General features: G+C 59.8%; 20 protein-coding genes. 5 read left to right on the forward strand and 15 right to left on the reverse strand.

What is annotated here, in order from left to right:
- Nucleotides 1-195: 195 nt before the first annotated feature.
- The 3 genes from galK to MMB48_RS09070 are packed head-to-tail and all read right to left on the reverse strand — an operon-like array spanning nt 196 to nt 3,521.
- Nucleotides 196-1,446, reverse strand: coding sequence for a galactokinase (gene galK / locus MMB48_RS09060; RefSeq protein ID WP_032744830.1), 1,251 nt, complete (start codon nt 1,444-1,446; stop codon nt 196-198).
- A 16-nt stretch (nt 1,447-1,462) separates the two neighbouring features.
- Nucleotides 1,463-2,713, reverse strand: a complete 1,251-nt coding sequence (gene galT, locus MMB48_RS09065; RefSeq protein ID WP_007053742.1) for a galactose-1-phosphate uridylyltransferase — start codon at nt 2,711-2,713, stop codon at nt 1,463-1,465.
- Nucleotides 2,714-2,717: 4 nt separating this feature from the next.
- Nucleotides 2,718-3,521, reverse strand: coding sequence for a DeoR/GlpR family DNA-binding transcription regulator (locus tag MMB48_RS09070; protein ID WP_032744831.1), 804 nt, complete (start codon nt 3,519-3,521; stop codon nt 2,718-2,720).
- A 354-nt stretch (nt 3,522-3,875) separates the two neighbouring features.
- Between MMB48_RS09070 and MMB48_RS09075 the strand changes: the two genes are divergently transcribed.
- Nucleotides 3,876-5,027, forward strand: a complete 1,152-nt coding sequence (locus MMB48_RS09075; protein ID WP_032744833.1) for a quinone-dependent dihydroorotate dehydrogenase — start codon at nt 3,876-3,878, stop codon at nt 5,025-5,027.
- Between the two features lie 186 nt (nt 5,028-5,213).
- Here MMB48_RS09075 and MMB48_RS09080 read toward each other — a convergent pair whose 3' ends face one another.
- From MMB48_RS09080 to MMB48_RS09130, 11 genes are all read right to left on the reverse strand, one after another.
- Entirely contained in the window at nt 5,214-6,596 is a 1,383-nt protein-coding gene (locus tag MMB48_RS09080) for an NADH:flavin oxidoreductase/NADH oxidase (RefSeq protein WP_032744834.1), read from the reverse strand.
- Nucleotides 6,597-6,817: 221 nt separating this feature from the next.
- On the reverse strand, nt 6,818-9,106 hold the full coding sequence (locus MMB48_RS09085) for a transglycosylase domain-containing protein (RefSeq protein ID WP_032744835.1): 2,289 nt from the start codon (nt 9,104-9,106) through the stop codon (nt 6,818-6,820).
- 103 nt (nt 9,107-9,209) lie between these two features.
- On the reverse strand, nt 9,210-9,929 hold the full coding sequence (locus MMB48_RS09090; protein ID WP_032744837.1) for a Crp/Fnr family transcriptional regulator: 720 nt from the start codon (nt 9,927-9,929) through the stop codon (nt 9,210-9,212).
- A gap of 74 nt (nt 9,930-10,003) precedes the next feature.
- Nucleotides 10,004-11,089 (reverse strand): biotin/lipoate A/B protein ligase family protein, encoded by a 1,086-nt coding sequence (locus MMB48_RS09095; protein ID WP_032744839.1) that lies wholly within the window; start codon nt 11,087-11,089, stop codon nt 10,004-10,006.
- A gap of 56 nt (nt 11,090-11,145) precedes the next feature.
- Nucleotides 11,146-12,177, reverse strand: coding sequence for a 3-isopropylmalate dehydrogenase (locus MMB48_RS09100; RefSeq protein WP_012578339.1), 1,032 nt, complete (start codon nt 12,175-12,177; stop codon nt 11,146-11,148).
- Between the two features lie 204 nt (nt 12,178-12,381).
- Nucleotides 12,382-14,898, reverse strand: a complete 2,517-nt coding sequence (locus tag MMB48_RS09105; protein ID WP_032744841.1) for a S9 family peptidase — start codon at nt 14,896-14,898, stop codon at nt 12,382-12,384.
- 60 nt (nt 14,899-14,958) lie between these two features.
- Nucleotides 14,959-16,290 carry an App1 family protein gene (locus MMB48_RS09110; RefSeq protein ID WP_014485115.1) on the reverse strand — a complete coding sequence of 444 codons (1,332 nt, stop codon included), beginning with the start codon at nt 16,288-16,290 and terminating at the stop codon, nt 14,959-14,961.
- Between the two features lie 153 nt (nt 16,291-16,443).
- Nucleotides 16,444-16,857: a glycine cleavage system protein GcvH gene (gene gcvH, locus MMB48_RS09115; RefSeq protein ID WP_012578342.1), complete on the reverse strand. Its 414-nt coding sequence runs from the start codon at nt 16,855-16,857 to the stop codon at nt 16,444-16,446.
- 25 nt (nt 16,858-16,882) lie between these two features.
- Nucleotides 16,883-18,175 (reverse strand): NAD(+) diphosphatase, encoded by a 1,293-nt coding sequence (gene nudC, locus MMB48_RS09120; protein ID WP_032744843.1) that lies wholly within the window; start codon nt 18,173-18,175, stop codon nt 16,883-16,885.
- A 9-nt stretch (nt 18,176-18,184) separates the two neighbouring features.
- Complete coding sequence (locus MMB48_RS09125; RefSeq protein WP_032744844.1) at nt 18,185-19,042, reverse strand: alpha/beta fold hydrolase; 858 nt, start codon at nt 19,040-19,042, stop codon at nt 18,185-18,187.
- A gap of 127 nt (nt 19,043-19,169) precedes the next feature.
- A complete protein-coding gene (locus MMB48_RS09130; RefSeq protein WP_013140295.1) occupies nt 19,170-19,832 on the reverse strand; it encodes an NUDIX hydrolase family protein in 663 nt (220 codons plus the stop codon).
- A 167-nt stretch (nt 19,833-19,999) separates the two neighbouring features.
- On the opposite strand from MMB48_RS09130, the gene trxA reads away from it, so the two are divergent.
- The 4 genes from trxA (at nt 20,000) to MMB48_RS09150 (ending at nt 23,705) form a co-directional block, all read left to right on the forward strand.
- Complete coding sequence (trxA, locus tag MMB48_RS09135; protein ID WP_003828388.1) at nt 20,000-20,371, forward strand: thioredoxin; 372 nt, start codon at nt 20,000-20,002, stop codon at nt 20,369-20,371.
- Nucleotides 20,372-20,545: 174 nt separating this feature from the next.
- Nucleotides 20,546-21,529: a G5 domain-containing protein gene (locus MMB48_RS09140; protein ID WP_032744845.1), complete on the forward strand. Its 984-nt coding sequence runs from the start codon at nt 20,546-20,548 to the stop codon at nt 21,527-21,529.
- A gap of 279 nt (nt 21,530-21,808) precedes the next feature.
- Nucleotides 21,809-22,372 (forward strand): helix-turn-helix domain-containing protein, encoded by a 564-nt coding sequence (locus MMB48_RS09145; protein ID WP_032744846.1) that lies wholly within the window; start codon nt 21,809-21,811, stop codon nt 22,370-22,372.
- Nucleotides 22,350-23,705, forward strand: a complete 1,356-nt coding sequence (locus MMB48_RS09150) for a type II toxin-antitoxin system HipA family toxin (RefSeq protein ID WP_032744847.1) — start codon at nt 22,350-22,352, stop codon at nt 23,703-23,705. Before MMB48_RS09145 ends, MMB48_RS09150 begins: the two co-directional genes overlap by 23 nt.
- Before the next feature lie 23 nt (nt 23,706-23,728).
- Here MMB48_RS09150 and MMB48_RS09155 read toward each other — a convergent pair whose 3' ends face one another.
- Complete coding sequence (locus MMB48_RS09155) at nt 23,729-25,105, reverse strand: hypothetical protein (protein ID WP_080714865.1); 1,377 nt, start codon at nt 25,103-25,105, stop codon at nt 23,729-23,731.
- Between the last annotated feature and the right edge of the window lie 108 nt (nt 25,106-25,213).

A 25,213-nucleotide genomic window follows, 5' to 3' on the forward strand; every position in this document is an offset into this window, starting at 1 on the left:
CATGGTGGTGGTGCGGGATAAAACGAAGCTCCCTCGTCAGAGGGAGCTTGCAATGGCTCAGGCCTCGCGCGAAGCGCTTGGCGCTGCGTACGCGGTCCTGCAATTACGGACGACCTACGGCCGACCCAGCATTACCTCGGCCTCGCCTATTGGCTCGACCTCGACCGCATCCGCCGGGCAACCCACCGGGTTGTCCTAGGCCTCGTGCGAAGCGCTCGGCGCTGCGCACGCGGCCAGGGCGCGCGGTGCGTGGAAGCCTTGATTTTCGAATTCGTCGGCGATCTTCTGAGCGACTTCCTGAGAACGACCCTTGTCGACCAGGGCGATGATGGAACCGCCGAAGCCGCCACCGGTCATACGCGCACCGTAGGCGCCGTTCTTGCGGGCCACGTCTACGGCGATGTCCAGCTCGGGGACGGTGACCTCGTAGTCGGCGGCCAGCGAATCGTGGGAAGCGTTGAACAGACGGCCCGCAGCCTTGATGTCGCCGTTGGCGAAGGCACGCACGAAGGAACGCACGCGCTCGATTTCGGTGACGACGTGGCGCACGCGCTTCTTCATGGTCTCGTCAGGCAGGGCGTCAAGCGTTTCCTTGAGGGCCTGGAACTGGTCATCGGCCTTGGAGATGCCGTCGGCGGTAACGCGCAGGTTGGCCACACCGAGAATCTTGGCGGCTTCCTCGCAGGTGGCGCGACGCTGAGCGTACTGGCCATCGTTGAGCTGGTGCGGAGCCTGGGTATCGACCACAAGCAGCTCGAGGTTGTACTTGTCGAGGTCGAACTCCTGCTGGGAGACGTTCTCCAGCGGGGTCAGCTCCGGACGGCAGTCAAGCAGCAGCGCGTGGCCTTCGGTGCAACGCATGGAAGCGTTCTGGTCAAGACCGCCGGTGGAGGCGCCGGCCATCTCGTTCTCGGACTTGATGGCGGCGTTGATCAGGGTCACACGGCCGGCGTCGGAATCGCCGTAGCCAAGGCCGTACACGTCGTCCAGAGCCAGAGCGGTGGAGCAGGTCATGGCGGCGGAGGAGCTCAGGCCGGAGCCCAGCGGCACGCAGGAGACGAAAGCGGCATCAAAGCCCTTGACCTTGTCGAAACCAGCCTGACGCAGCGCCCAGGCCACACCGGTCGGGTAGGCGGACCAGCCGTCCACGCCACGGGCCTTGAGGCCATCGAGATCAGCTTCAGCGACCTTGTCGGGAGCCACGCCGGAGACGACGCGAACCTTGGTGTCTTCGCGCGGCTTCAGGGCGATGAAGGTGCGATGCGGCAGAGCAATCGGCAGGCATAGACCGGCGTTGTAATCGGTGTGCTCACCGATCAGGTTCACACGGCCCGGAGCAGCCCACACGCCCTCGGGCGCAGCGCCGTAGGTGTCCACAAACAGCTTGGTAGCTTGCGAGACGCCTTCCTCATGGGTCAGCGGCTCAATGAATTCAACAGCAGTCATTGATGTTTTCTTTCTATCAGTCGGCGATGTCGATGGAGCCGAGCTCATGGAAGCGCTTGGCGATGAGTTCCGGCGTGGTGTCGGAGATCCAGGCGGCCATGCCGGATTCGGAGCCGGCGAGGTACTTGATCTTGTTGGCGGCGCGGCGGAAGGAGAAGAACTGCAGGTTCAGGCGGTAGTTCTCGCGGCGGGCGTCGTGGATCGGGGCCTGGTGCCAGGCAGCGATGTACGGCAGATCCATGCCCTTGCCGTCGCCCTTGTCGAAGAAGGCGTTGCCGCGCTTCAGGAGGTGCGAGTACATGGAGGCAAGGTCCCAACGCTCTTCGTCGTTGAGCTGGTCGAGGGTGAGCACGTCGCGCACCGGAGCCACGTGGACCTCGAGGGGCCAACGGGCGGCGGCCGGCACGTAGGCGACCCAGCTGTGGTTGCGCATCACGATGCGTTCGCCGGCTTCGAGCTCGGCGTTCATGATGTCCTTAAGCAGGTTGCCGCCGGTCTTCTCGTGGTAGGCCTCGGTGTGCTGGAGTTCCTTCTCCATCTTCGGGGCGATGAACGGGTAGCAGTAGACCTGGCCGTGCGGGTGGGCGAGGGAGACGCCGATTTCCTGGCCGTGGTTTTCGAACGGGAAGATCTGCTCGATGCCTTCCATCTTGGAGATTTCGGCGGTACGGAAGGCCCAGGCCTCAACCACGGTGCGCAGGCGGGAGACCGGCAGATCGGCCGGCAGGCCGTCCTCGTTCGGGTCGAAGCAGATGACTTCGCAGCGGCCGGCGGCGAGCTTCTTCTCCCACAGCGGGTTGCCGTCAACGTAGGTCACGTCCTCGGAGACACCGGGTACGCGCACCATCGAGGGGAAGCGGTTCTCGAACACCACGACGTTGTAGTCGGTGTCCGGCACTTCGCCGTCCTGGTACGGGTCACCGGGCTTGCGGGCGGCCAGCGGGTTGCCCTTGGCGGTGGCGCCGGGACCGGCGGTGATCGGGCGGTTCATACGGGCGGTGGCCATCGGGATCCAGTCGCCGGTCAGCGGGTCGCGGCGCATCTGCGGGGCGGCGTACGGCACTTCGTTGCCGTCGGCGTCCAGGTGCGGGGCGAAACGGTAGTCCAGCGGGCGCGGGTCCTTGAGCTCGCGGGTCTTGGCACCGGAAACGAACTCGGGGTCGTCGTCCAGGTAGAAAAAGTCACGACCGTCGGCAAGCGTCGTCGGCGTGATGCGGATGTGCTCCTTCGCATACTCCCCGGGGGTGTAGTTGGCGAAATCAGCCATAGGTTTACTCACTTTCCTCAATGATCTCGCTCTGGTGGGCCAGCACGAGTTCCTTTACCAAATCCTTGGTTTTGGCGGCGGAGTCGGGGTCGAGCCCGTCGTCAGTAATGACCGTGTCCACTTGGTCGAAGCGCGCAAACAGCGACAGCGATGTGCAGCTCCACTTGGTGTGATCGGTCAAAACTATGGTGCGATCGGCGATGTCCATCATCGCCATATCGGTTGCGGCTTCCAGCGAATTCGGCATCAGGAAGCCACGGGGAATCGACACCGAGTGGGTGCCGAGGAATACGGTGTTGACACGCAGCGAGGCGACGACCTTGTCCGCGATCGGGCCGACAAGCGAGTTCGATCGGGTGATCACGCCACCGGTGACGATCACCTCCACATCCTTGGATTCGAGGGCCTGGACCAGCTCGGCCACGGGAATCGAATTGGTGAGGATGGTGATGCCGCTGGACTGCTGCGATTCGAGCAGATGCTGGGCGAAGACATAGGCCGTGGTGCCGCCGCCGATGGCGATTACGTCGCCGGGAGCCACATATTGGATGGCTTCCTGGGCGATGGCGCCCTTCAGGCCGATATCCATCTGGGACTTGACAGAGAACAGGGGTTCGCTGAGCAAAGTACTGGTAGTCACCGCGCCGCCATGGACGCGCTTCAGCAGTCCCTTGTCGGCAAGTTCGGCGATATCGCGGCGGATGGTCATCGCTGACACACCCAGTTCCTTCGATAGCGCCGTAATGCGCACTGCCCCGCGTGTGCGCAACCTGCTCAAGATGAGGTGCTGACGTTGTGACGAAATCATGTGAACATTATCGCACACAAAAGCTCACAAACCAAACCGGCTTGAGCGTTTTGGGGACAATTTCTCGAAAATTCCAGGCAATTCAGGTGTTCATTTCCGCAAAACCACGCAAAATCGCACATTGCGCGAACCGATATTCTCACAGCGGCCACTAGCGCGATAGCTCACGACCGACGACTCTCCCGCGCGCGTTGCTCAGCGGAGAGTCACGCCTGATACCTGGTGCGTCCCGATTCATGTATCTTCTGCCGAGCCTACGCCTGCGTGTGCCCCGACACGCGGTAGCCCCTTCCCCAATTCGCCTAGGTAGGGATCGCCTAGCCGCACCGGCCCAAGCGTGAGACAATAGGCGGTATGACTTACGTTTCTGAAAGCTTCTGGCACGACGCCGTCAACAAAGCCACCACCGATCTGTTCACCTTCGGCTACAAGCACATCATCAAACCGAACTTCGTGTTCAACCACCGCCCCGATGAGGCACACGATCAGATGATCGAGTTCTGCCATGTCGTCAAGAACGTCCCGCCGCTGCTGCTCGCCGAGCAGCTTATGCTCGACTACACCGACCCCATTCTGGAAACGAATGTGATGGGCGTCGATTTCACCAACCCGTTCGGCCTGTCCGCCGGCCTCGACAAGAACTGCGACATGCCCGTGGTGCTGGACCACGCCGGCTTCGGCTTCGAAACCGTAGGCTCCACCACCTCGCGTCCCTGCTCGGGCAACGCCAAGCCGTGGTTCCACCGTCTGCCTGAATACGATTCGATGATGGTGCACGTCGGCCTCGCCAACATCGGTTCGGACAAGGTCATCGAGCGCGCCGAGAAGGCTTGGACTCAGGCCCGCCAGATGCAGCTGTCCGTGTCGATCGCCCGCACCAACGACGACCAGTGCGGCGATTTGGACGAAGGCATTGAGGATTACTGCATTTCAATGCGCCGCGCCGTCGGCCGCACCGCGATGGTGGAGGTCAACGTCTCCTGCCCGAACACGCACGTCGGCGAACCGTTCACCACGACTCCGGAAGCGCTCGACCGTCTGTTTACGGCGCTCGACAAGATCGACCGCCCGCAGCCCACGCTGGTCAAGATGCCGTTGAACAAGCCGTGGGGCGAGTACAAGGAGCTGCTCGATGTGCTGGCCGAGCACAATGTGCAGGGGCTGTCCATCGCCAATCTGCAGAAGGACCGCACCGGCCTCGAGATTCCGCGCGATTGGGAGGGCGGCCTGTCCGGCGGCCCGTGCACCAACGCCAGCACCGAGCTGATTCGCAAGGTGTACAAAGAGTATGGCGACCGGTTCGCTATCGCCGGCATCGGTGGCGTCTTTACCCCCGAGCAAGCCTATGCGAAGATTCGTTCCGGCTCCAGCTTGGTCATGTTCATCAGCGCGCTGATGTACCGAGGCCCGCAGCAGATTACCGTGTTGAAGCGCGGTCTGGCCCAGCTGCTGCGCCGTGACGGATTCGAGCACGTCTCCGATGCCGTCGGCGTAGACGTGGAGTGAACTCACATATTGCCCTATTACCCATGGGGCGGTAAAACCCTCATGGGGCGGTGATTGTCCCATGAGGCGGTTAGCCAAATTTCACATTCCGCAGAATACCGCCGTTTTGGGTTACCGCCCCATGAGGGTTTTACCGCCCCATGGGAAAGTCACCGCCCCATGGGAAAGTCACCGCCCCATGAGGATTCAGTACGCACCGGCCACGTATTGCGGGGCGTAGGGGACCTCTGTGGACGGTATGCCCAGCTTGTTGGCCGCACGCAACGGCCAGTACGGATCGCGCAATGCGGCGCGGCCAATTTCCACGGCATCGGCTTCGCCACGGGCCAAAATCTTGGCCGCCTGCTTCGGCTTGGTGATAAGACCCACCGCGGTCACCGGAATATCGGCCTTGGACTTGACCTGCTCGGCGAACGGCACCTGATAGTTCGGCTTGACCGGAATCGACACTCCCGACATGATGCCGCCAGTGGACACGTCCATCACATCGACGCCATGCTCCTTCAGCACCTTGGATAGTGCAATGGTCTGATCCAAATCCCAACCGCCAGCGGCCCAATCCGTGGCCGAAATGCGCACCAGAACCGGCACGCCCTCGGGGACGGCCCCGCGCACGGCATCCACAACCTCGACCAGGAAACGAGAGCGACCGGTCAAATCGCCACCATATTCGTCATCACGCTCATTGCTCAGCGGGTCAAGGAACTGAGAAATCAGATAGCCATGCGCGGCATGAATTTGTATCGCTTGGAAGCCGGCGGCCGACGCCCGGCCCGCCGCCGCGGCGAACGCGCCGACCAGACCATGAATCTCATCCACGGACAGCGTGCGCGGCGTACGCAGCCCGCCGAATGCGATTTCAGACGGTGCCATGGTGGGCCAGCCGCCCGCCTCCTCCGGCACACTCTGACCGTCGTAGCCAACGGCAAAACAACCAGTCGAAGCCTTACGCCCCGCATGGTTGAGTTGGATGGCAGGCACCGCACCCGCCTCGCGAATACCGTCCACGATCCAGCGCCAAGCATCAATCTGCCCGTCTTCCCACAGGCCCAGATCGCATGGCGTGATACGCCCCTCAGGAGCCACGGCGGTGGATTCGACGATCACCATGCCGAATCCGCCGAACGCGCGAGACACGTAATGCTGGTAGTGGAACGGCGTGGGCCTACCGTCGCGGGCGAATGATGAATACGTGCACATCGGAGGCAACCAAATACGATTACGCACGGTCACCTCGCGCAGCGTCATTGGCGCAAACAGCCCAGGACGGTCCTTGCTGGCTTTCTTATCTGCCTTGCCCACAGCTTCCCTTCCCTCATAATCCTCATAATCCTCATAATCATCGAACGATTCGCTTGTCTTGCCCGTGCCGGCCCGCTTCTTGGACCGTGCGTCGGATTTTGACTTCTTCTTACCGTGCTTACGGTTCCTCGATGCATCCTCGTGCTTGGTCTTCGGCTGCTTGGACTGATCGCCGTCCGAAGACGAAGCCATCGTCACCGCTTTGAGATCCGGCACGTCGAATCCACGAAAATCAAAATTCTCATGCGTCAGATCGTCGTTGCTCATCGTTCCCCTTTCCGATGCGCGTTCATGGCGAATATTCGATGAACGCGCTGGCGTTGTCATTAAGTATTGTAAAACGGGCGTCACCTGAAACAGGTAACGCCCGCAAACTACGTAATCTGGGTATCGCAGTCGGCCATGTTACGTAGACTCAGCCGGCCTGCAATCACCAAATGTCAAACGCCAATCACCAATCACTGGCCATCATTCACAACTGCTCTGAATCAGTGCCCCTGGGTTTGGGTGTTGTTTTGCCCAGTGTTCTGCGACTGAGACTGATTGTTGTTGCTCTGCGATTGGCTGTTGCCATTCGCAGTGGTCTGCGGCGCGCTGAACGTTCGTCCGCCAATGCCCAGATACTTGCCAGTCGTGGTGTACTTCGAGACGGGCTGGCCGTAATCGTTGTCAATCGGTATTTTCTTCTTGGAAATGTAGCTATTGAAGAAGTTGGTAACGGCCGGAGCTGCGATTGTCGAACCATCCCAATAGCTGTTGTACCGGCCGTTGATGGCAATGTTGGAAATACGGTTGGTGTACGGGTTCTGTGCGTCGCCGACCACAGCGAACGCCGCGATCTGATTAGGAATGAACGATCCACCGGACACCGCGAGATCCTCACTGGTACCGGTCTTACCAAACGACTTACGCCCGTCAGCCAATCTGAATGACCAACCGGCACCATCCGGCCGCACCGTACCTTGGTTCAGGGTATAAGCGAGTGTTTGGATGATGTCCTTATCCACCGCCTGATGGCAGTTCGCGGACGGGACCTTGAACTCCTTGCCGTCCCTGCCGGTCACCTTGTTGATGGCGATCGGGTTGCACTGCACGCCGTTCGAGGCGTATACGGCGAAGATGCTCGCCATGGTCAGCGGGGACACGTTCACCGAGCCGATCATCATGGACGGCGTGTACACCGGGGTCTTGTCGATGGTCTCGCCGGTGGCGGCGTCATGGTATCCCAGTTCGGTCGCGGTGTCCGCCACCTTGCACAGTTTGAGGATGGCGCCCATGGAGGCCTGGGTGGTGTTGTGCGATCGCACCAGACCGAGGAACGGGCTTTCCGGGTTCACCGTGCCGGCGCCCATGGCGTTCGACACGTTCCACGAATCGGCGCCGCCCTTGTAGTTGTCGCAGGCGAAGTCGGTCGTGGGGTACGTCGTGGTGGTCTGCAGGTTGTCGTTGATCGAATGGCCCGCCTCCATCCATGCGATGAGGTTGATGGGCTTCCAGGACGAGCCGATGGTCCAACCGGAGCCGCCGCCGTCCACCAGATCGACGGCGTAGTTCTGGCTCGTCTTGGTCGGGTCGTTCGCGGCCGCCGGGGTGGCGTCGTAGTGGCGGTTCAGGCCGAAGCCCAGCACCTCGCCGGTCCCCGGTTTGACCGCGGCCATGGCGATCTCCATGCCGCTGGGATCATCGGGCGGAATGGTGCGGCGCGCGGTGTCCATCATCATGGAGTTCGCCTCCACATCCAATGTGGTGACGATCTTCAGGCCGCCCTCCTGCAGCAGTTTGTTGCGTTCGGCGCGGGTCTTGCCGAATTCCTCGGAGTTCTGGATGCGGCGCACCACGAAGTCGCAGAAGTACGCATAGTCGCCGGTGTCCTGGCAGCCGACGTTCACGGACTGCACCTTCAGCGTGTCCTTCAGCGGCGTGTTCACGGCTTCGGTGTACTGGTCCTGGGTGATGTACCCTTCCTGCAGCATCAGCTTGAGCACGATGTTGCGCTGGTTTTCGCTTTCCTTCTGGTTCTCCTCGACCAGCGGATCGTACTGGCTCGGGTTCTTGGTGATGGCCGCGATGGTGGCGGACTGCACCACGTTCAGGTCGGCGGCGGACACGCTGAAGTAGCGCTGGGCCGCGGTCTCCACGCCGTACAGGTTGTTGCCGAACTGGGCGATGTTCAGATAGCCCTGCAGGATCTCGGCCTTGGAATACTTCTTCTCCATCTGCACGGAGATCAGCATCTCGCGGATCTTGCGGGCGACGGTGTCTTCGGTGGCATGGTACTGGGCGATCGGGTCGTCGTCCTCGATCGCCTGCATGAGCAGCACGTTCTTGACGTACTGCTGGGTCAGCGACGAACCACCCTGCTGGGAGCCTTTGACGAGGTAGGTCTGCACGAACGCACGCATCACGCCTTGCACGTCGACGCCGGCGTGAGTCCAGAATCGACGGTCTTCGCGCGCCACCACTGCCTGCTGCATGGTTTTGGAAATCTTCTTCAGCGGCACGACGATACGGTTTTGGTTGTAGAACGTCGCGATAACGGTGGAACCGTCTCGCGCGTACATCGTCGACTTCTGAGGCAGACTGGTCACATCGAAGTCCACATTTTCTACCTTGAGCGACGGGATCACCGCTTTGGCGGCTTTATTGGCACCGACCACACCCGGTACAAACAACACACTGGCCGCCACGCCACCGCATACGGCAAGCATGATATAGGCCAAGAGGAGAACAAGCACACGTTGGAGAGTGAGGGACTTCTTTTTGGGCATGGGCCCCATTCTAAATGGGGTGCCCTACCAACCGGGCTTACGGTCAGCTCCCGTGAACATATCATCACAAGAACCGCACTAGCGTAACATCGGCTGGAAGTCAGCCGAACGGTCAGCGCCGCGAGCGTCGAATCAGCATACCTGGCTGGAAGATGATGATTGATCGGCCGTCACGTGCGATCCATCCGCGGTTGGAAAAGTCCATCAACGCCTTGTTCACGGTCTCACGACTGGAGCCCACCAGTTGGGCCAGCTCTTCCTGAGTCAGGTCATGCGGCACTTTGAGACCCTGTTCCACCGGCTCGCCGAAACGTGAGCCCAAGTTGAGCAATATCTTGGCCAGACGCGCCGGCACATCCATGAATACCAAGTCGGAGATGCGTTCGTTGTTGCCGCGCTGGCGGTTGGCCATGACCTGCAACATGTCGATGGCCACACGCGGATGCTCATCAAGCCATGCGAACAGGGCATCATGCTCCAGCCAGACCACGCGCGTTCCATGGCTCATGGCCACTGCTGACGCGGTGCGCGGGCCACCATGGGGGTCGAATACCGGAATCTCGCCAAGCACTTCGCCCGGCGCGTGGATGGACAGCAGTTGCACGCGGTCATCGGAAGAAGTGCGAATCAGCTTGACGCGCCCCTGCTCCAGTAAATACATGCGCTGGTCGGTATCGCCTTCGGAGAAGATATAGTCGCCCTTATCGAACGTCGCACGCTTCAAATGCGGCAACAGCTCCTCGGCTTCGGCTGGCGATACCTGCTTGAACAATGCCGTATGCAGCAGGATGTTCTCCTCGTCAGCAAAAGCGTTTGGCGTTTCCAAGCTCATCGCACCATCCTTATCGATCGTCCCGTGCCTGACCTCGACTGTCATATTGTAACGCGCCCGTTCGGCGCGGACGCTCATGCGGAGAACCAGTCGATGAGGTGTTCGACGATCCGCGCCCGGCTGAGGCCGGTCTGGCTTTTCATCGGGTCCACGCGTTTGACCGCTGATTTCACCGCTTTGTCTGACATCTTCTCGCGACTGGTGTTGAGCACACGGCTCATCTTGGCCGCATCGATGTCATATGCCATGGTCACATGGTGCAGCACCGCGCCGCCTGAGCCTACGGGGAAGCGCCGCTGCGCCGCTCCCCCGATCTTGCCGTACTGCGAGGCGATATCATTGAGGCCCGTGAACCGCACATCCAAACCAAGTTCGCGCAGCGCTTCGACCAGCCACCAGTCACAGAGCCGGTAGGATTCTTCGATGCTTACGCCCTGAACGAAATCGAGCGGTGCATACAGAGAATAGGTAATGGTGTTGCCCGGTTCGATAAACATCGCTCCGCCACCCGTGCAACGGCGTACCACGTCGAAGCCGAGCTGCTTGGCAATGTCCAGATTCACCTCGTCCTGGGCCGATTGGAAACGGCCGATGACCACAGCCGGGCCCGCCCACTCCCATAATCGGATGGTCGGCTGTCGTGTTCCTGCTGCGACTTCACGCGCCCAGGTCTCGTCAATGGCCATTTGTTCGTCCGGAGTACGCGGATGGTCGTGGATCACGGTGAGTTGAGGCTTGAGGGCGTTCCAACGCTCCCGGTATTCAGAGCTTTCGTCGGACTGTTTGGTTTGTGTATTGATGGATGCTGGGATGTTCGGCGCATCGGGGCTGACCACCCCCACCCGCTGCGCGGGAGCCCCCACCAGCGGGGGCAAGTTGCTGCTTACGGCTCGGCTGTATGCGGTTTTGATGGCAACTTCATCGGTGCCGATAATTCGGCAACTTGGATGAGCGTCCAATACGGACCGCAATGAATCATCGCTAATTAGAGCTTGTTCCAGGTCATGCAACAAAGCATGAGATTCGGCATCCGAAACTGATTCAATAAAGAAATCACCACTGATATGGCATGGCTGTGCGGTGCCGTCATCATCGACGGATACGGTCACGGCGACTAGTTTGCCGCCAACGGTTTTGCATTCCCCATGTCGTATTTGCATGCAACTCAGTATAGAGAGTTTTCTGGCTCCCCTCTGAAGGGGAGCCAAGTTTGAGGTCACATGCGGGCCAGAATGTCCTTGCCGACCTGGTCGGTGGAGCGCACGGTGGAGCCGAGCTCCTCGATGTCCGCTTCGACGGCGGTATGGATCTTCTTGGCCGCATCATCAAAGCCGAGATGCTCGAGCAGCATGGCGGCTGAGAGGATGGCGGCGGTCGGGTTGGCCTTGTTCTGACCGGCGATGTCCGGAGCGGAACCGTGAATCGGCTCGAACATGGACGGGAACTCGTCGGAGGCGTTGATGCAGCCGGAGGCGGAGTAGCCCACGCCGCCCACCACGGAGCCGGCCTCATCGGTCAGAATGTCGCCGAAGAGGTTGTCGGTGAGAATCACATCGAAACGGCTCGGGTCGGAGACCAGGAAGATGGTGGCCGCATCGATGTGCTGGTAGTCGTGGGTGACCTCAGGGTATTCCTCGCCGACCTTGTCGACGATGCGCTGCCACATATCACCGGCGTTGACGAGCACGTTCTTCTTGTGCACCAGGGTGACGTGCTTCTTGCGCTTCATAGCAAGCTTGAAGGCGTAACGCACCACACGCTCCACACCGTATGCGGTGTTGATGGACACCTCGGTGGCCACCTCCTGCGGGGTGTTGCGGCGCACCGCGCCGCCGGCACCGCAGTACAGACCTTCGGTGCCTTCACGCACCACCACGAAGTCGATGTCGCCGGGGTTGGCGAGCGGCGAGGTGACGCCCTTGTACAGCTTGGAGGGGCGCAGGTTCACGTACTGGTCGAGGTCGAAGCGCAGCTTCAGCAGCAGGCCGCGTTCCAGAATGCCGGCCTTGATGCGCGGATCGCCCACGGCACCGAGCAGAATCGCGTCGTTGGCCTTGATGCGCCCCTCTTCGTCCTCGGGCAGGATCGCACCATCGCGCAGATAGCGCTCGGCACCCAAGTCGAAGTTCTCGTACTCGAAGTCAGCTACGCCTTCAGCGGCCTTTTCCAAAGCCTTCTGAGCCCACGGAGTGACTTCCTTGCCAATACCGTCGCCGGGAATAACGGCGATTTTATATGTCTTTGCCATAGTTCAAGGAGCCTACTCGCGCGACCACCTGCCGGCCCGAACCCGCTCAGCTAGTGGACACAACCAACATGCGTATCGTGTCGAGACATTCATTAGGTCATTTTAGTGTTCATTAGGTCGGTGTGGGTTCATTTCAGGGACTGAAATGGCGGCATTTCAGTCTCACATAGAAGAGGACACCGACCTAATGAACGACAGAATGACCTAATGAGCGAGCCCCATCACATCCATGCACCAAGCGTTCTCATAGGAAACCTCTTCCCATTGCTTGTAACGCCCGGATAGACCGCCGTGACCGGCCTCGACCTCAATCTTGGCCACCGCGTCCACGCCGGCGGACTGCAGACGGGCCAGCCATTTGAGCGGCTCGACGTACAGCACGCGGGTGTCGTTCATCGAGGTGGTAATGAAGATTCTCGGGAATTGCGCGGCGGCGAGCGCGCCGGTGGCAGCCCCATCAGCACTGCCGTCACCGGCAGCCTCGTCGTCGCCGCCCTCGAGCACGGTGACCGGCACATTCTCGTATGGCGTGTACGACTTCATGTACTGATACACCTCAGGGTCATGCAACGGGTCTCCCCATTCGTCCCATTCGGTGACGGTCAACGGCAAGTCCGGGTCAAGAATGGAGGTCAACGCGTCCACGAACGGCACATCCGCCTCAACACCGGCGTAGCATTCGGGCGCCATATTGGCAATCGCGCCCATCAGCAGGCCGCCAGCGGATCCGCCGTTGGCCACGGTGCGCCAAGCATCAGCCAAATGCGCCTTCTGCAGCGCGCGTGTGGCGTCCACGAAGTCTTCAAAGGAATGCTTCTTGTTCAGTCTGCGCCCCTGTTCATACCAGGCACGTCCCATTTCGCCGCCGCCACGAATATGCGGCACGGCGTACAGCACACCGCGATCCAACATGCTCAGACGAGAGACCGAGAACCCCGGATCGGAGGAAATCTCGTATGCACCATATCCGGTAATGAACATCGGCGAATCCTGCGCCGGGCAATCGCGGTGCCAGACGAGGGAAACAGGAATGCGTTCGCCGTCGCGCGCGGTAATCCACACACGGCGTTCCATGTAATCGCGTGGATTGAAGTTGCCCAACACGGTGGCTCGCTTCAGCAGCGCATCTTCACCGGTGGCGGGATCGATTTCGTGCAGCTCGCCCGGGCGGGTGTAGCTGGCGAACGAGTAGCGCATGCGCGGCGCCTCATACGATGGGTTGCCGCCGACGCCGATGGTGTACAAGCGCCGGGTCTCACCGGGCAGGTGGTCGTCGCTGGCACCATCGGAAGATGACGTGTGATCCGTGGGGGCCTCATCTTCGGTCCACAAGATTTCGCCATGATCGCCGGTGAAGCCTTCGCGATCGGCGGCAACCATGTCCCAGTCGTCCTCCAGGGCAGGCGGCAGCAGTTCCGTAAACCGCCACGGCCGTCCGGCCAGGAAGTCGGCGGCAGCCGCGCTCTTGGTCATGTATGCCACGTGCGGCTGGCCGTCGGCACGGTAGCTCAGGGACACAAAGTTGCGATGCAACGCGATGCCTTCGATGCCCAGACCGTGGGCACCCTGCAATATCGCCGGATTGGTGGCGTTGAAGTATGCCTCGGTAATCGGCTTATCCGGCTCACCATGTTCACAGCCGTACGGCGACCCGGCGGCAATGCACACGCCTTCGCCGAGTTGGTACGGCGGCTCATGGCCACGCATGTCAATGACGTCGACTTCGAAATTCGGATTGGCGGCGTTGTGATAGACCACGGCGAGTGGCACATCCGCACCGTTCTCCCCCGCGCCTTCAAAACAGGCAAAGCTCACATCATATTCAATATCGTTCTGACGTGGAATGAAGGCTTGGAATTCGCCTTCAGGCGTGGCCACCGGCAGCATCAGCACTTCGGTGGTGGTTTTGGAACCGGTGCCGATCACGATATTGCGCTCATCAAAACTGATGCCAACGCCCACCCAGAACCGTTCATCGGTTTCTCGGTACACGCACACATCCGATTCGGCCGCCGTGCCAACACGATGCCGCCACACGGCGAGCGGCCGCCAGGAATCGTCCAATTCCACCCAGAACACCCATTGGCCGTCCGGCGTGAAGCATGCGCTGCCAATGCCGGTGAACTGTTCGGGCAGTTCGCTGACCGGCTCCCCGGTCTCCAGCCCGGCAAGGTCGCGAATGCGGAAATCATATCGTTCGTCTCCCGCAACATCCACGCCGTACAGCATCCAACGGCCGTCCTTGCTCAGATCCAAGCCGCCGAGCCGGAAGAAGTCATGCCCCTCGGATTCCTTGTTCGCATCAAAAACGACCTGTTCACCGGGCATGGAGCCGGGCGCGCCTTGCGGATCCACGACCGGCGGGTCCCAGTCATCGGCATCGCGCACGGGGATGCGGCATTGCACGCCATACTGTTTGCCCTGCTGCGTGCGGGTGAAGTACCAGTAATCATTGACGCGCGTGGGAACCGACATATCGGTCTCTTCCACATGCGATTTCAGCTCTTCAAACAACGTATGCCGGAAATCCGCCAGATGCGCCATGCGACGCTCGCAGTACTGGTTTTCGGCAGCTACGTAGCTGCGCACATCATCGGAGTCTTTGTCTCGCATCCACTCGTAATCGTCTTCGAAAACGTCACCGTGGAATTCGCGGCGCTTCGGCTCGCGCTTGGCGTAAGGCGGCATCGCGGCCGCGGCGTTTGTGCTATCGTCAGTCATACCACGCGATTATAGGCGAGGCACCACACCGGGACGCATTCGGCGTTCATCACGCCGCGCTTATCGCAACACCGTCTTCAGATACGGCAGCATGGTCTTCAGAATGTTCGAGCCGGTGGTGCCGGTGAATACTGGTACATCGGTTACCGGAGTCGGCTGGGTCGAGGTGAGCCCCGTCACCGACGCCAATCCGGTTGATTCGCGCGGGCTCAACTCACGAATGACGATCGCCAGTACACGTCCGGGATATCTGCGGGCGATGGTGGCGTACGTGGTCGGGTCCTTCTGCCCGTCATCGCCCACCAGAATGAACTTCATGTCCGGGAAGTCGGCCATAAGTTGTTCAGCAAACTCAAGTTTGTGCTGGGGGCCGGTGGGCACGAAGGTCTTGGGCCTCGGGTCGAGGTCGCGCAGCAGCAGCGGGCCTTCGGGAAAACCATGGTCAGTGATGAAGTTGCGAATCGAACTCTCCACATTCCAAGGCGATGTCGAAAGATAGAAGAACGGTGCGCCGGGGAACAAGTCGGCGATGCGGGTGAACAGCACGCTCATGCCCGGCACGGAGGCTTTCTTCTTGGGGTCGAGGAACAGCAGGTTGTACGCGGCCTTCCATGGCACCGGGGCCTGTGTGATCATGATGGTGTCGTCCACATCGGAGATGATGCCGACTTTGGCACTGGCGGGGATGGTGTACAGGTTGGCACTCACGGGTTTGCGGTTGGCCACGCTGTAGGAGACGCGATGGATGCCGGGCACCAGACGATGCTCGGCCACGAGGTCGAGGTATCCGGCGGAATCGGAGATGGCGTATTCGCTGCCGAGATCGCGCGTGCGGTCCACCTTGTCATAGACCTCGGAGACGCCGATCTGCACGGTGTTCAGCGGCATGTCATCAATGCTGGCCTGCACGTGGGTGCGCGGTGCGGGCACGGCAAGCATGCCGCGGATGCCGCGGATCAGTTCGCCGGATTGCGCATGCTTGGGGGCGTATACCGTGCGGCAGATCAGGCGCGAGTAATCGCCGGTGCCATAACCCACATAGGGTTCCACTCGCGGATACCAGCCCCATTGGCGCACCACCTGAGTGGAGATGTGTGACCATACGCCGAACACGCGGGTGATGGCACGACGTATGAATCGGGTGATCGGCGGCTTGACCTCGATGCGCTCATGCTTGGAGGGGGTGTCGAACGTCGTGGCAGCCTTGCGTGCGGGAATCGGCACGGTGGGCATGTCATCGGAATGTTCAGCATTGCTGGCATTGTCGGCGCCATTGGCGGATGCCTTGACGTCAGAGACTGGCGCAGTGGCGGACAGCGCTGCATTGCGAGCAGCAGCATCCCAAGGCAGTCGCTTGCCTGCCGCCTCAAAATCCTCGCGTGGGCTTCTCATAGACACCAATATAGGCCATACACCTCATTTTCTTGGCTCCCCTCTCTGAGGGGAGCTGTCACCATGGGCGACTGAGGGGAGTCCCCAACATATGGAAACTCCCCTCAGTCCGCTTCATAGCCAGCTCCCCTCAGGGGGGAGCCATGGGTAGAACTACCGCACGACATTCGCGTATTCGTCGGCGCTCAGCAGCTCCGGCTCATCGTCGTCAAGCTCGACCTTCAGCAGCCAGCCTTCGCCGTACGGATCGCCGTTGACCACGGACGGGTCGTCCGCCACGTCACGGTTCACATACTTGACCGTACCCGCCACGGGGCTGATCAACGGCTGGACGGCCTTGGAGGATTCAAGCTCCACGATCTCGTCGCCGGCCTCCACACGGGCGCCAGGCTCAGGCAGATCCACGAACACAAGTTCGCCAAGCTGGTCGGCGGCGTATTCGGTGATGCCGATGATTGCGGGGTCGACCGAACGGTCCACCCACGCATGCTCCTCGGAGTATTCGAGATGGTCGGGAATGTCGAGGTTCAGCGGCTGTTCGTTTTCGTTGTCATCACTCATAGTCATAAGCCTAACCTATCTTCGCGGTCCGTCACAGCTCGCGACCGAGCCATTCCTCAATCATGTAGCGGGCGATGGTGGCGCGGCCCGGCGCCGCCATACGGCCGGCGATGAGCTCGGCCGTGTATTCGTCGCGTGTGACCCATCGCGCGGTCATGGTCTCCTCGCCGTCCACATGCACGTCGGTGGTGATTGCATGTGCCTTGAACGCCATCATCAGCGAAGCCGGGAACGGCCACGGCTGCGAGCCCAGGTACCGCACCTCGCCGAGCTTGATGCCGGTCTCTTCCATGGCCTCGCGGCGGCAGGCGTGTTCAAGGTTCTCCCCCGCCTCCACAAATCCGGCGGACACCGAATACAGCCTCGAATCATTCCATGCCGCGTTGTGTTGCAGCAGCAGACGGTCGTGCCCGTCCACGATGGCGGTGATGACCGCCGGCTCCACACGCGGGAACAGCACACGGTTGCCGTCCGCCTCGTTGGTGCATCGCTGCGCCCATCCGGCGAGCGCCGGCCGGACTGCCGCGCCACAGGTGGGGCAGAACCGCTGGCGGCTGTGCCAGATGCTTAAGGTGATGGCACTGGTGGCTTGCCCAGCCTCGCGCGCGTTGGCGTGAGGGGCGAATCCGCGCAGGTCCACCCAGTCGAACCGGGTCACGGCCTGTTGCAACAGCGTGGGCTTCGGGACCAAGGGTTGTACGGGCGCGCCGACCGAATCATCGAAGGCATCGTCCGCACCTTGTCCGGCCGAATCCGGTACACCGAGCGGCCCGGCGATTTTGGCTGCGGCTACGCCGCCATTGCCCTTGGTATTTCCCGGCTGCCGTATTCCGGCGGCAGCACCTCCGCTGATGCCGTTCTTGCCCAGCGCGCCGTCCACGGTGCCGGAATCCTGGGTGCCGAGCACGCCGTCGGCAGCACCGGAAACATCAGCAATCCCGTCAACACCGGGAACACCGGCTTCCGGCACGCGCGTGATATCCACGGCGACCACGGATTCGCCGCGCGCCCCGACATAGGAGCCGAGGAACATGGCGACCGCTTCGGGGTAGCGTGCCAGTTCGGCGGACACATAGGCGCCCGGCAATGTGGCGAGCCGCATTTTCACGTTCTCATAGTCCACGAGCTCGCCTTGGCCGCGCGGTACGGCGACAAGTCCGCCGCGCGTAAGCACGACTTTGGTGGTCGGCTCGGCCAGCAGCTCGTCGATCAGGCCAGGTTCACTTCGCCGGTCCACCTGATAGTCGATGTCACCTTGCGCGAGCGGCAGGAACGGCAGCGCATGGGTCAGTGCCAGAGGTGAGAAATGAATGTCAGCGGTCATCGAGGTCTCCTATGCGTTCTTCTGCGCGCTCTGCACACGCCTGACAAGCGAGAGCAGCGCCCGCGCCACGGTATCCGGATGTTCGACGGCACTGAAATGGCCGCAGTCCGGAATGTCGATGAATTCAGCGCCGGTGATTCGTTCGGCGAGCGGACGCATCACGCTCGGGTTGCTGGAGGGGTCCAGTTCGCCGGATACCACCAGGCTCGGCGCGCTGATCGTTTCCGGCACCGCCCCCAATTCGGGCCGGCCATAGGTCATGCGCTGACGCCAAGCCAGACCAGCCGGGTTCTGTTCGTTGATCCAGCCGGTCATGGTCGCGATGAATTCAGGAGTCTTCTTGACGGTGGAATCGCCATCGGCCGGTTGCGCGAAGTGCATGACCGGTTCGACCGAGTTCGTCTGTTCGGCGGCGTCCGCCATCTTCAGTCGGTTCTCTCCGCCCACACCGTCGGACGCGGCCATCGTGTCGCACAAGGCCAGTCCGGCCACCGTTTCGGGGTACAGGCGCTGGATGTCCATCGCCACGTAGCCGCCCATCGACAGCCCGACCCAGATCGCCTGCTCATAGCCGGCGGCCTTGATCAGGTCCACGTAGGCTCCGGCCAGGCGATCCAGCGCCTCGCTGTACGCGCCGTTGGCCATACGCGGGCCGGAATCGACCTCGCTGGGAACCGGGGATGCGCCGGAGCCGGCCATATCCGGCGCCCAAATCGGGAAGTCCGGCACATCGTTCAGGTCGGCGAAGTCGGCGAGCGCCTTCGCGCACACGTCCCACATGCGGTGGTCCACCGGGTAGGCGTTCATCAGCACCACCGGCACGCCTTCGCCATCGCGATAGATATGATTGGCCAATTCGATTGCCATTGTCGTTACTCCTTCACATTCACACCCCACTGGCGGAGCTGTCGGCTCAGTCGGCTGGGAGCGGTTTCAACGCGGACCGCCCTCCGTCGCCACGCGCCATCCCCACCAGCGGGAAGCAGAACAACTGTCAGATTCCGGCCCAGGCCAACGCCTGCCGCACGATGCGACCATGACCGTTGACCATCTGCGCCACGAACGTGTTCATTACGTCGCTCTTGGGATCCACCCATTCCACATCCAGCGTCTCGTCCTGTGGCTTGCAGTCGCCAGCGATAGGTACCACGTAGCACAGTGCGATGGCGTGCTGGCGCGGATCGTAGTATTCGCTTAGTCCCGGCGTCGGGAAGAATTCGGCCACGGTGAACGGCTGGAGCCCGACCGGCAGCAGCGGCAAGGCGATATCGCCCAAATCCTTGGCCACATTGCGGGCGATGGCCTCGCGCAACGTTTCGTGATACAGCACACGGCCGGTGATCAGCGTACGCTCGATCGACCCGTCTTCGGCGACGCGCAGCAACGAGCCGACCTGGGCAATGCGGCCCATCTCATCGGTGCGCACGGGCACGATCTCCACGTACGCGATGGGCATCTGGTGGCGGGCCCGGTTGATGTCGGCCGGTCCCAGCCATCCCGGCGGGTTGCCGTGGCCCGAACCGCCGCCGTGAATGAAGTCCTCGGGCGTGATGTTGTCGAATTCGCCGCGGCCACGGCCGGCATCGTAATCGCCCTCGTCGGGCACTTCATCATTCATGACTGGCATGGTCTCATTATCGCGCGCATTGATGAACATGGGCACAATTCACCGAAAAATTGTCTGTGAATTCTCAGCAAAGCGCCTCATCGCCTCCATGCGCCCGCAATCCATTCAGCTTGGGGCACAAACTTTTGCCGAAATGTTGGGTGGTGCTGGGAAACTGGTATACAGCATCAAGCACTGTGTTTGAGGAAGGAACTTCAATGGCCACCACCGCCATCACTTCAGCTGAGTTTGAGAAGACCATTACCGACAACGAAATCGTGTTCGTTGACTTCTGGGCCACTTGGTGCGGTCCGTGCCGAGCATTCGGCCCGATTTTCGAGGCTGCGTCCAACGAGCCGGAGAATGCGAACATCGCTTTCGTCAAGGTGGACATCGATGCCAATCAGGATCTGGCTCAGGCTGCCGGCATTCAGGCGGTGCCTACGCTGATGATTGCCAAGCAGGGCGAGGTCATTTTCCAGCAGGCCGGCGCGCTGCAGGCCTCCGATCTGGACGACCTCATCGCCCAGGCCAAGGCGCTGGATCTGGCCGCCGCCAAAGCGCAGCAGGCAGCGCAGGAGCAGCAGTAAGCCTTATCACGCTGCGGCAGCGGAAGCACGGAAAAAGACCATATATAGCGCTTCCTTGCACTGCTAGCTACTACATATGCCATCCGTGGCGGGTCGAACACCCACCACGGATTTTTTATTCATCCACTCAACGTCCTATGATGGAGAGCAGTGTGTACCCAACCAAGGAGCGCAATGTCGAAGCACGCTGAGCGAACCTCAATCGTCAAGACCCTATCTCGGGGTCAGTGGGCGAAGATCGCAGCGGCCGTAGCCGCAGTGGGTCTCATTGCCACTGCAGGCGTTATATCTCGCGACTTCTATCAGTCGAGCACCGCTACACCTTCCATCGCCCCAACCTCATTCTCCGCCACCGACGGCGCAGCTTCCCGCTCGGCCTCCCGTGGTGCGCTCAAGAGCACCACTTATGTGACCGTCAAGGTCAACGGCAAGTCCCGCGTGGTTCTCGGCGAAAAAGATAACATGACCACCGTCAAGGATGTGCTGGAAACCGGCGATATCGTTCTCGATCCGGAAGATAGCGTGAGCCCAAGCCTGGATTCCAAGGTCACCGAGTCCACGGTCATTTCCATCGACCGCGCCAACACCACGGTGGAGACCACTGACACCGATATCGCTTTCAATGAAGTACGCAAGGAGACCTCGAGCCTGCCCAATGGCCAGGAGAAGGTCGAGACCGAGGGTGAGAAGGGTGTGCTGGAGACCACGTCTCTGGTGACCCGCTCCGGCGATAAGGTCGTCTCCTCCAACGTGTTCACCTCATGGGTCAAGAAGGCACCGGTCGACAAGGTGATTCTGGTGGGCACCGCCACCGTGTCTTCGCCCAGCGCCGCCAGCCTCGGCACCACCACGCCGGCCGGCTGGATTCAGTCCTGGGCGCATGACTACCTGATTTCCAACGGCTACTCCGAGGCCGACTTCACCGCCGCCAACTTCATCATCAGCCACGAATCCGGCTGGAGCCCCACCGCCACGAACCCGTCTTCAGGTGCTTATGGCCTGCCGCAGGCGCTGCCGGGCAGCAAGATGGCTTCCGCAGGTGCAGACTGGCAGACCAACTACCAGACCCAGTTCAAGTGGTTTGTGAATTATTGCAAAGACCGCTATGGTTCGATTTCCGGCGCGTACGCGTACTGGCAGGCACACAAGAGCTACTAAGCCAGCCAAATCAACACGTACACAACAGGTTCCGCGCCGCAAGAAGGCTGAGTGAAACCCGGCCCAAACGCCGAGCGAACTCATGCGCATGATGCCGGTTCCCAATCATCGGGGACCGGCATCGGCATTTCTGCGCCTTATCAGCCGAATAATAATTGTGTTGTCTATCTCTAACATTTTATAAAATGTTAGAGATAGACAACACAATATTCATATGTAATGTTAGAATGATCGAACAATGACAGTAATGTTCGGTATTACTAACATCGAGGTGGATCAATGAAAGCTTCTAGTATCATACGGTCGACCCGCCAGCTCGCTATCAGCCTACGTGACGCACGCATCGCCAAAGGACTCACGCAGACAGCGCTCGCCCAACAAACCGGTCTCGGCCGTCCTTGGATCAACCAATTAGAACAAGGAAAAATCGAAAACGCCAGCCTCAGCCGAATCCTTGCATTATGCAACGCCCTAGAGGTCACTTTTACCGTGTCATACGAAGTGCCCTCCACACAGGACATAGCCCCGTACCCATCAGCGCATGCATCTCTCGCAAGCAATCAGAATACGTTCGCAGAAACATCAGATGCATTGAGCCAAACCAATACACCAAGCATGGCAAAACTGGCCAAGCAGATTGCGGAACAAGCGACCTCGTTACCATCATTCCAAGAGCAGCTCAAACAATATCAGCTTCAACTGAAATCCATATCTTCGCTGCCAGTGCGACAATATCTCGACACATTGCATGACCTATCCTCAGCATCCGACGCATATGACCTTACAGGGGCAGACGAACCGAACGACAACGAGGAATACGATGACAAAAATCAAGATGCTTAACGTTTTTTTGGAAGGCATCCACTTAGGAGTCCTCCAAGAGGATCTTTTCGGCAATCATACTTTCACCTATGACTTATCAAGCCCCAGCAATGCGCAGTTATCATTATCGATGCCGCGCCGCGCAGCACCATGGAAGGGCATTGCAGTCGAAGCGTATATTGATGGGATCCTTCCTGATGACCCAGCAGTCAGGCAACGCATAGCACGTTTACATGGCGTTAATGCGCGCAATCCTTTTTCGCTACTCACCGCCGTTGGCCTTGACTGTGGTGGAGGGGTGCAATTCATTCCCGAAAAATCAGACTCTCTAATCACAGAAACGATTACGCCAATCAGCAAAGAACAAATCGGACAACGACTCGAAAAAATAACAGGGGAACAGCCGCCTTCCTGGCAAAGCCCCGATGAACATTGGTCTTTAAACGGCGCACATGACAAACTCGCCGTCAGATTCACCAATGGACAATGGTATGAGGCCGAAGGCAAAGCCGCCACTACTCACATCATCAAACCCGGAGTAAGTAGTCTGCACGAACAGGCATTCAATGAATACATATGTCTTAATACCGCAAAGAAACTCGGAATTCCCGTTGCACAATCCGACTATTGTCTTTTCGGCGGCATTCCGGCAATAGTCAGCGAACGATGGGATCGCATTGTCGACAACAGCGTCGCACCCGCAATCGTGAAGCGCATTCATCAGGAGGATTTATGCCAAGCGATGAGTGTTATGACCGACCAAAAGTATGAATCAGAGGGAGGCCCAGGAGCCACTGACATCGTGCATTTCATGCGCGACAATGGTTTGCCAGAGGACAGCGTACATCTTTTCTTCAAAGCGTTGGTTTTCAACTACATCATTGCCGGCGGAGATGCACATGCCAAGAATTATGCTATTTTGGAACCAATCGGCGGGACACCCCATCTTGCACCGCTATACGATATCGCATCGTATTTTGCCTACGATACACAGCGCAAAGAACGTAAACTTGCGATGCACATTGGAGGAGAATATTCATGGGAACGTATCGATTTACGTCACTGGCATCGATTTGCCGAAGCATGTACAGGACAATCCGATTGGGAGACGCTCGGTAATATACTTCTCGAATATGCATTGAGCACATTGCCAGCATTCCTACAAGTTTCTGAGGAAGCTCTTGCACTGGCACAACAGCTGGAGCAATCCGCCACCGGCGAACAAACCGCAAATAAATTCGAACTGATTATGCGAATCCGTGACGGCATAGCGGCACAAAGCACGCGTATATTGAGCTGGTTCGCAACAGCAAATGGTGGAAATGCGCGCTACTGTTATTCGCGGTTCCTTTGACAATTAGGCTAGAGCACAATCACTTACGGCTTCGGCTCATCTTTCGGTTTCGTCTCCTGACCAGCCACCGGGTCACCTGTCCCCTCATCGTCTGGTTGCTGCTGCAACAACTGCTGCTGCCTTAATCGTGCATAATAATCATTCAGAGCTTTCTGCCGCGCTGCTTCTTGCTGAGCCTCAACAGCTGCGCTGTAGTTGGCCATGGACGTGTTTACTGCATCCATGGACGCAGTCAGCGTGTTGACGGCATCCTGCATGGCCTTTACGTCAGTGCCCTGCTGGGACAGCACGGTATTGGCGTTGGCGATGTCACTTTCCAGCGTCACTCGCGTTGAATTATCGTCGACGGCATACAGGCTGTTGTCCAGCAAAGTCTGTGCCTCGGCGATCTTGCCTTGCAACGCCTGCTGGGCGTTAGCCTGATCCTTGGCGTTCTTGCTGTCCGTCACGGCCTTTGCCGCGGCAGTAATCGCAGTGGCGTTCTTCTTGGCGGTCTTGGTCTGGCTAGTGGCCGTCTTGGCATATTCCTTGAGGTCCGACGTAGAAGCTGAAGTCTTGCACTCCACCGCTTCCACGTTCTTTACCGCAGCAACTGCCTTCTTCAACGCATCCACGGTCGCGCCGTCAGCCACCTGATCAGCTGTAATGCTTTGAGCACTCTGGGCGTCGGCCAACGCCTTGGCCAGCGCCTTCTGAGCGGTGGAATTCTGGTCCACGGCCTCAGCACATGCTGTCAACGCATCCTGATGCAGCTGATGGCTTTCCTGACGCTGCTCGCTGGAACGCCAGTACCATACACCACCAATGATCGCTGCAATCACCACCAGCGCAGCAATCACCGAAATGATAATGCCCTTGGTCTTCTTCTTGCCGCCCTTGCCACCGCGAGACACCTCTGCCGCGCGGTCTCCCTCCGGCTCCTCCACCGGTTCAGGGTTCTGCTCGATGGCACTGAAATCGATGCTCAGATCGTCTGTGGCACTATCACGTTGCGGCTTGGCTTCAGGAACTGGCGCAAAAAGCGACAGCGTCGCATTGTCATCCCGCTGAGGCGACTGAGCGCTCTCCGCAGTATCAGGCGCCGCAAAAGTCATCGGGGCAGTAGCCACAGCATCGGAAGGGGAAGAGGCACCGCCATCAGTATTCGCCGCGCCCGCAGCGGGCCACTCCATTACTTCGTCAAAGCTGGGGAATGCAAATTGAGAGCCATCCGCAACAGCACCAGTACTGTTGCCGTCACCCGACGCAGCGCTGCCTGCGTTATCGACAAACGAGATAGGCGGTATGTCCCAGCAGGTATCGACGATATCGCCGTGAGCCGGAGACGTAGAGGAACCAGATTCCGCGTTCAGTTCAGGGCGTTCGTCTGTTCCCATGCTCTTCTCATTCCTTTGCGTCATTGAAGTCATTCCAAACTGTCAGTTTATACAGCCCCATGCCAAGTGTGCCAGCTGGTACTCAAGAACGTCACAATTCTTTACTATTCGATATACAGCCAGCATCATGCA

The organism is Bifidobacterium sp. FKU (genome assembly GCF_026016385.1).
GTDB classification, from domain to species: Bacteria; Actinomycetota; Actinomycetes; order Actinomycetales; family Bifidobacteriaceae; genus Bifidobacterium; species Bifidobacterium infantis.

What these genes read in the sequence shown, in the direction of transcription:
- MMB48_RS09085 (WP_032744835.1), bottom strand. Translation starts at nt 9,106, where the DNA reads ATGGGGCCCATGCCCAAAAAGAAGTCCCTCACTCTCCAACGTGTGCTT.
- MMB48_RS09145 (WP_032744846.1), top strand. Translation starts at nt 21,809, where the DNA reads ATGAAAGCTTCTAGTATCATACGGTCGACCCGCCAGCTCGCTATCAGC.
- galK (WP_032744830.1), bottom strand. Translation starts at nt 1,446, where the DNA reads ATGACTGCTGTTGAATTCATTGAGCCGCTGACCCATGAGGAAGGCGTC.
- MMB48_RS09070 (WP_032744831.1), bottom strand. Translation starts at nt 3,521, where the DNA reads ATGATTTCGTCACAACGTCAGCACCTCATCTTGAGCAGGTTGCGCACA.
- MMB48_RS09075 (WP_032744833.1), top strand. Translation starts at nt 3,876, where the DNA reads ATGACTTACGTTTCTGAAAGCTTCTGGCACGACGCCGTCAACAAAGCC.
- MMB48_RS09140 (WP_032744845.1), top strand. Translation starts at nt 20,546, where the DNA reads ATGTCGAAGCACGCTGAGCGAACCTCAATCGTCAAGACCCTATCTCGG.
- MMB48_RS09080 (WP_032744834.1), bottom strand. Translation starts at nt 6,596, where the DNA reads ATGAGCAACGACGATCTGACGCATGAGAATTTTGATTTTCGTGGATTC.
- MMB48_RS09090 (WP_032744837.1), bottom strand. Translation starts at nt 9,929, where the DNA reads ATGAGCTTGGAAACGCCAAACGCTTTTGCTGACGAGGAGAACATCCTG.
- gcvH (WP_012578342.1), bottom strand. Translation starts at nt 16,857, where the DNA reads ATGACTATGAGTGATGACAACGAAAACGAACAGCCGCTGAACCTCGAC.
- MMB48_RS09155 (WP_080714865.1), bottom strand. Translation starts at nt 25,105, where the DNA reads ATGACGCAAAGGAATGAGAAGAGCATGGGAACAGACGAACGCCCTGAA.
- MMB48_RS09150 (WP_032744847.1), top strand. Translation starts at nt 22,350, where the DNA reads ATGACAAAAATCAAGATGCTTAACGTTTTTTTGGAAGGCATCCACTTA.
- MMB48_RS09095 (WP_032744839.1), bottom strand. Translation starts at nt 11,089, where the DNA reads ATGCAAATACGACATGGGGAATGCAAAACCGTTGGCGGCAAACTAGTC.
- MMB48_RS09125 (WP_032744844.1), bottom strand. Translation starts at nt 19,042, where the DNA reads ATGGCAATCGAATTGGCCAATCATATCTATCGCGATGGCGAAGGCGTG.
- nudC (WP_032744843.1), bottom strand. Translation starts at nt 18,175, where the DNA reads ATGACCGCTGACATTCATTTCTCACCTCTGGCACTGACCCATGCGCTG.
- MMB48_RS09100 (WP_012578339.1), bottom strand. Translation starts at nt 12,177, where the DNA reads ATGGCAAAGACATATAAAATCGCCGTTATTCCCGGCGACGGTATTGGC.
- MMB48_RS09130 (WP_013140295.1), bottom strand. Translation starts at nt 19,832, where the DNA reads ATGTTCATCAATGCGCGCGATAATGAGACCATGCCAGTCATGAATGAT.
- galT (WP_007053742.1), bottom strand. Translation starts at nt 2,713, where the DNA reads ATGGCTGATTTCGCCAACTACACCCCCGGGGAGTATGCGAAGGAGCAC.
- MMB48_RS09110 (WP_014485115.1), bottom strand. Translation starts at nt 16,290, where the DNA reads ATGAGAAGCCCACGCGAGGATTTTGAGGCGGCAGGCAAGCGACTGCCT.
- trxA (WP_003828388.1), top strand. Translation starts at nt 20,000, where the DNA reads ATGGCCACCACCGCCATCACTTCAGCTGAGTTTGAGAAGACCATTACC.
- MMB48_RS09105 (WP_032744841.1), bottom strand. Translation starts at nt 14,898, where the DNA reads ATGACTGACGATAGCACAAACGCCGCGGCCGCGATGCCGCCTTACGCC.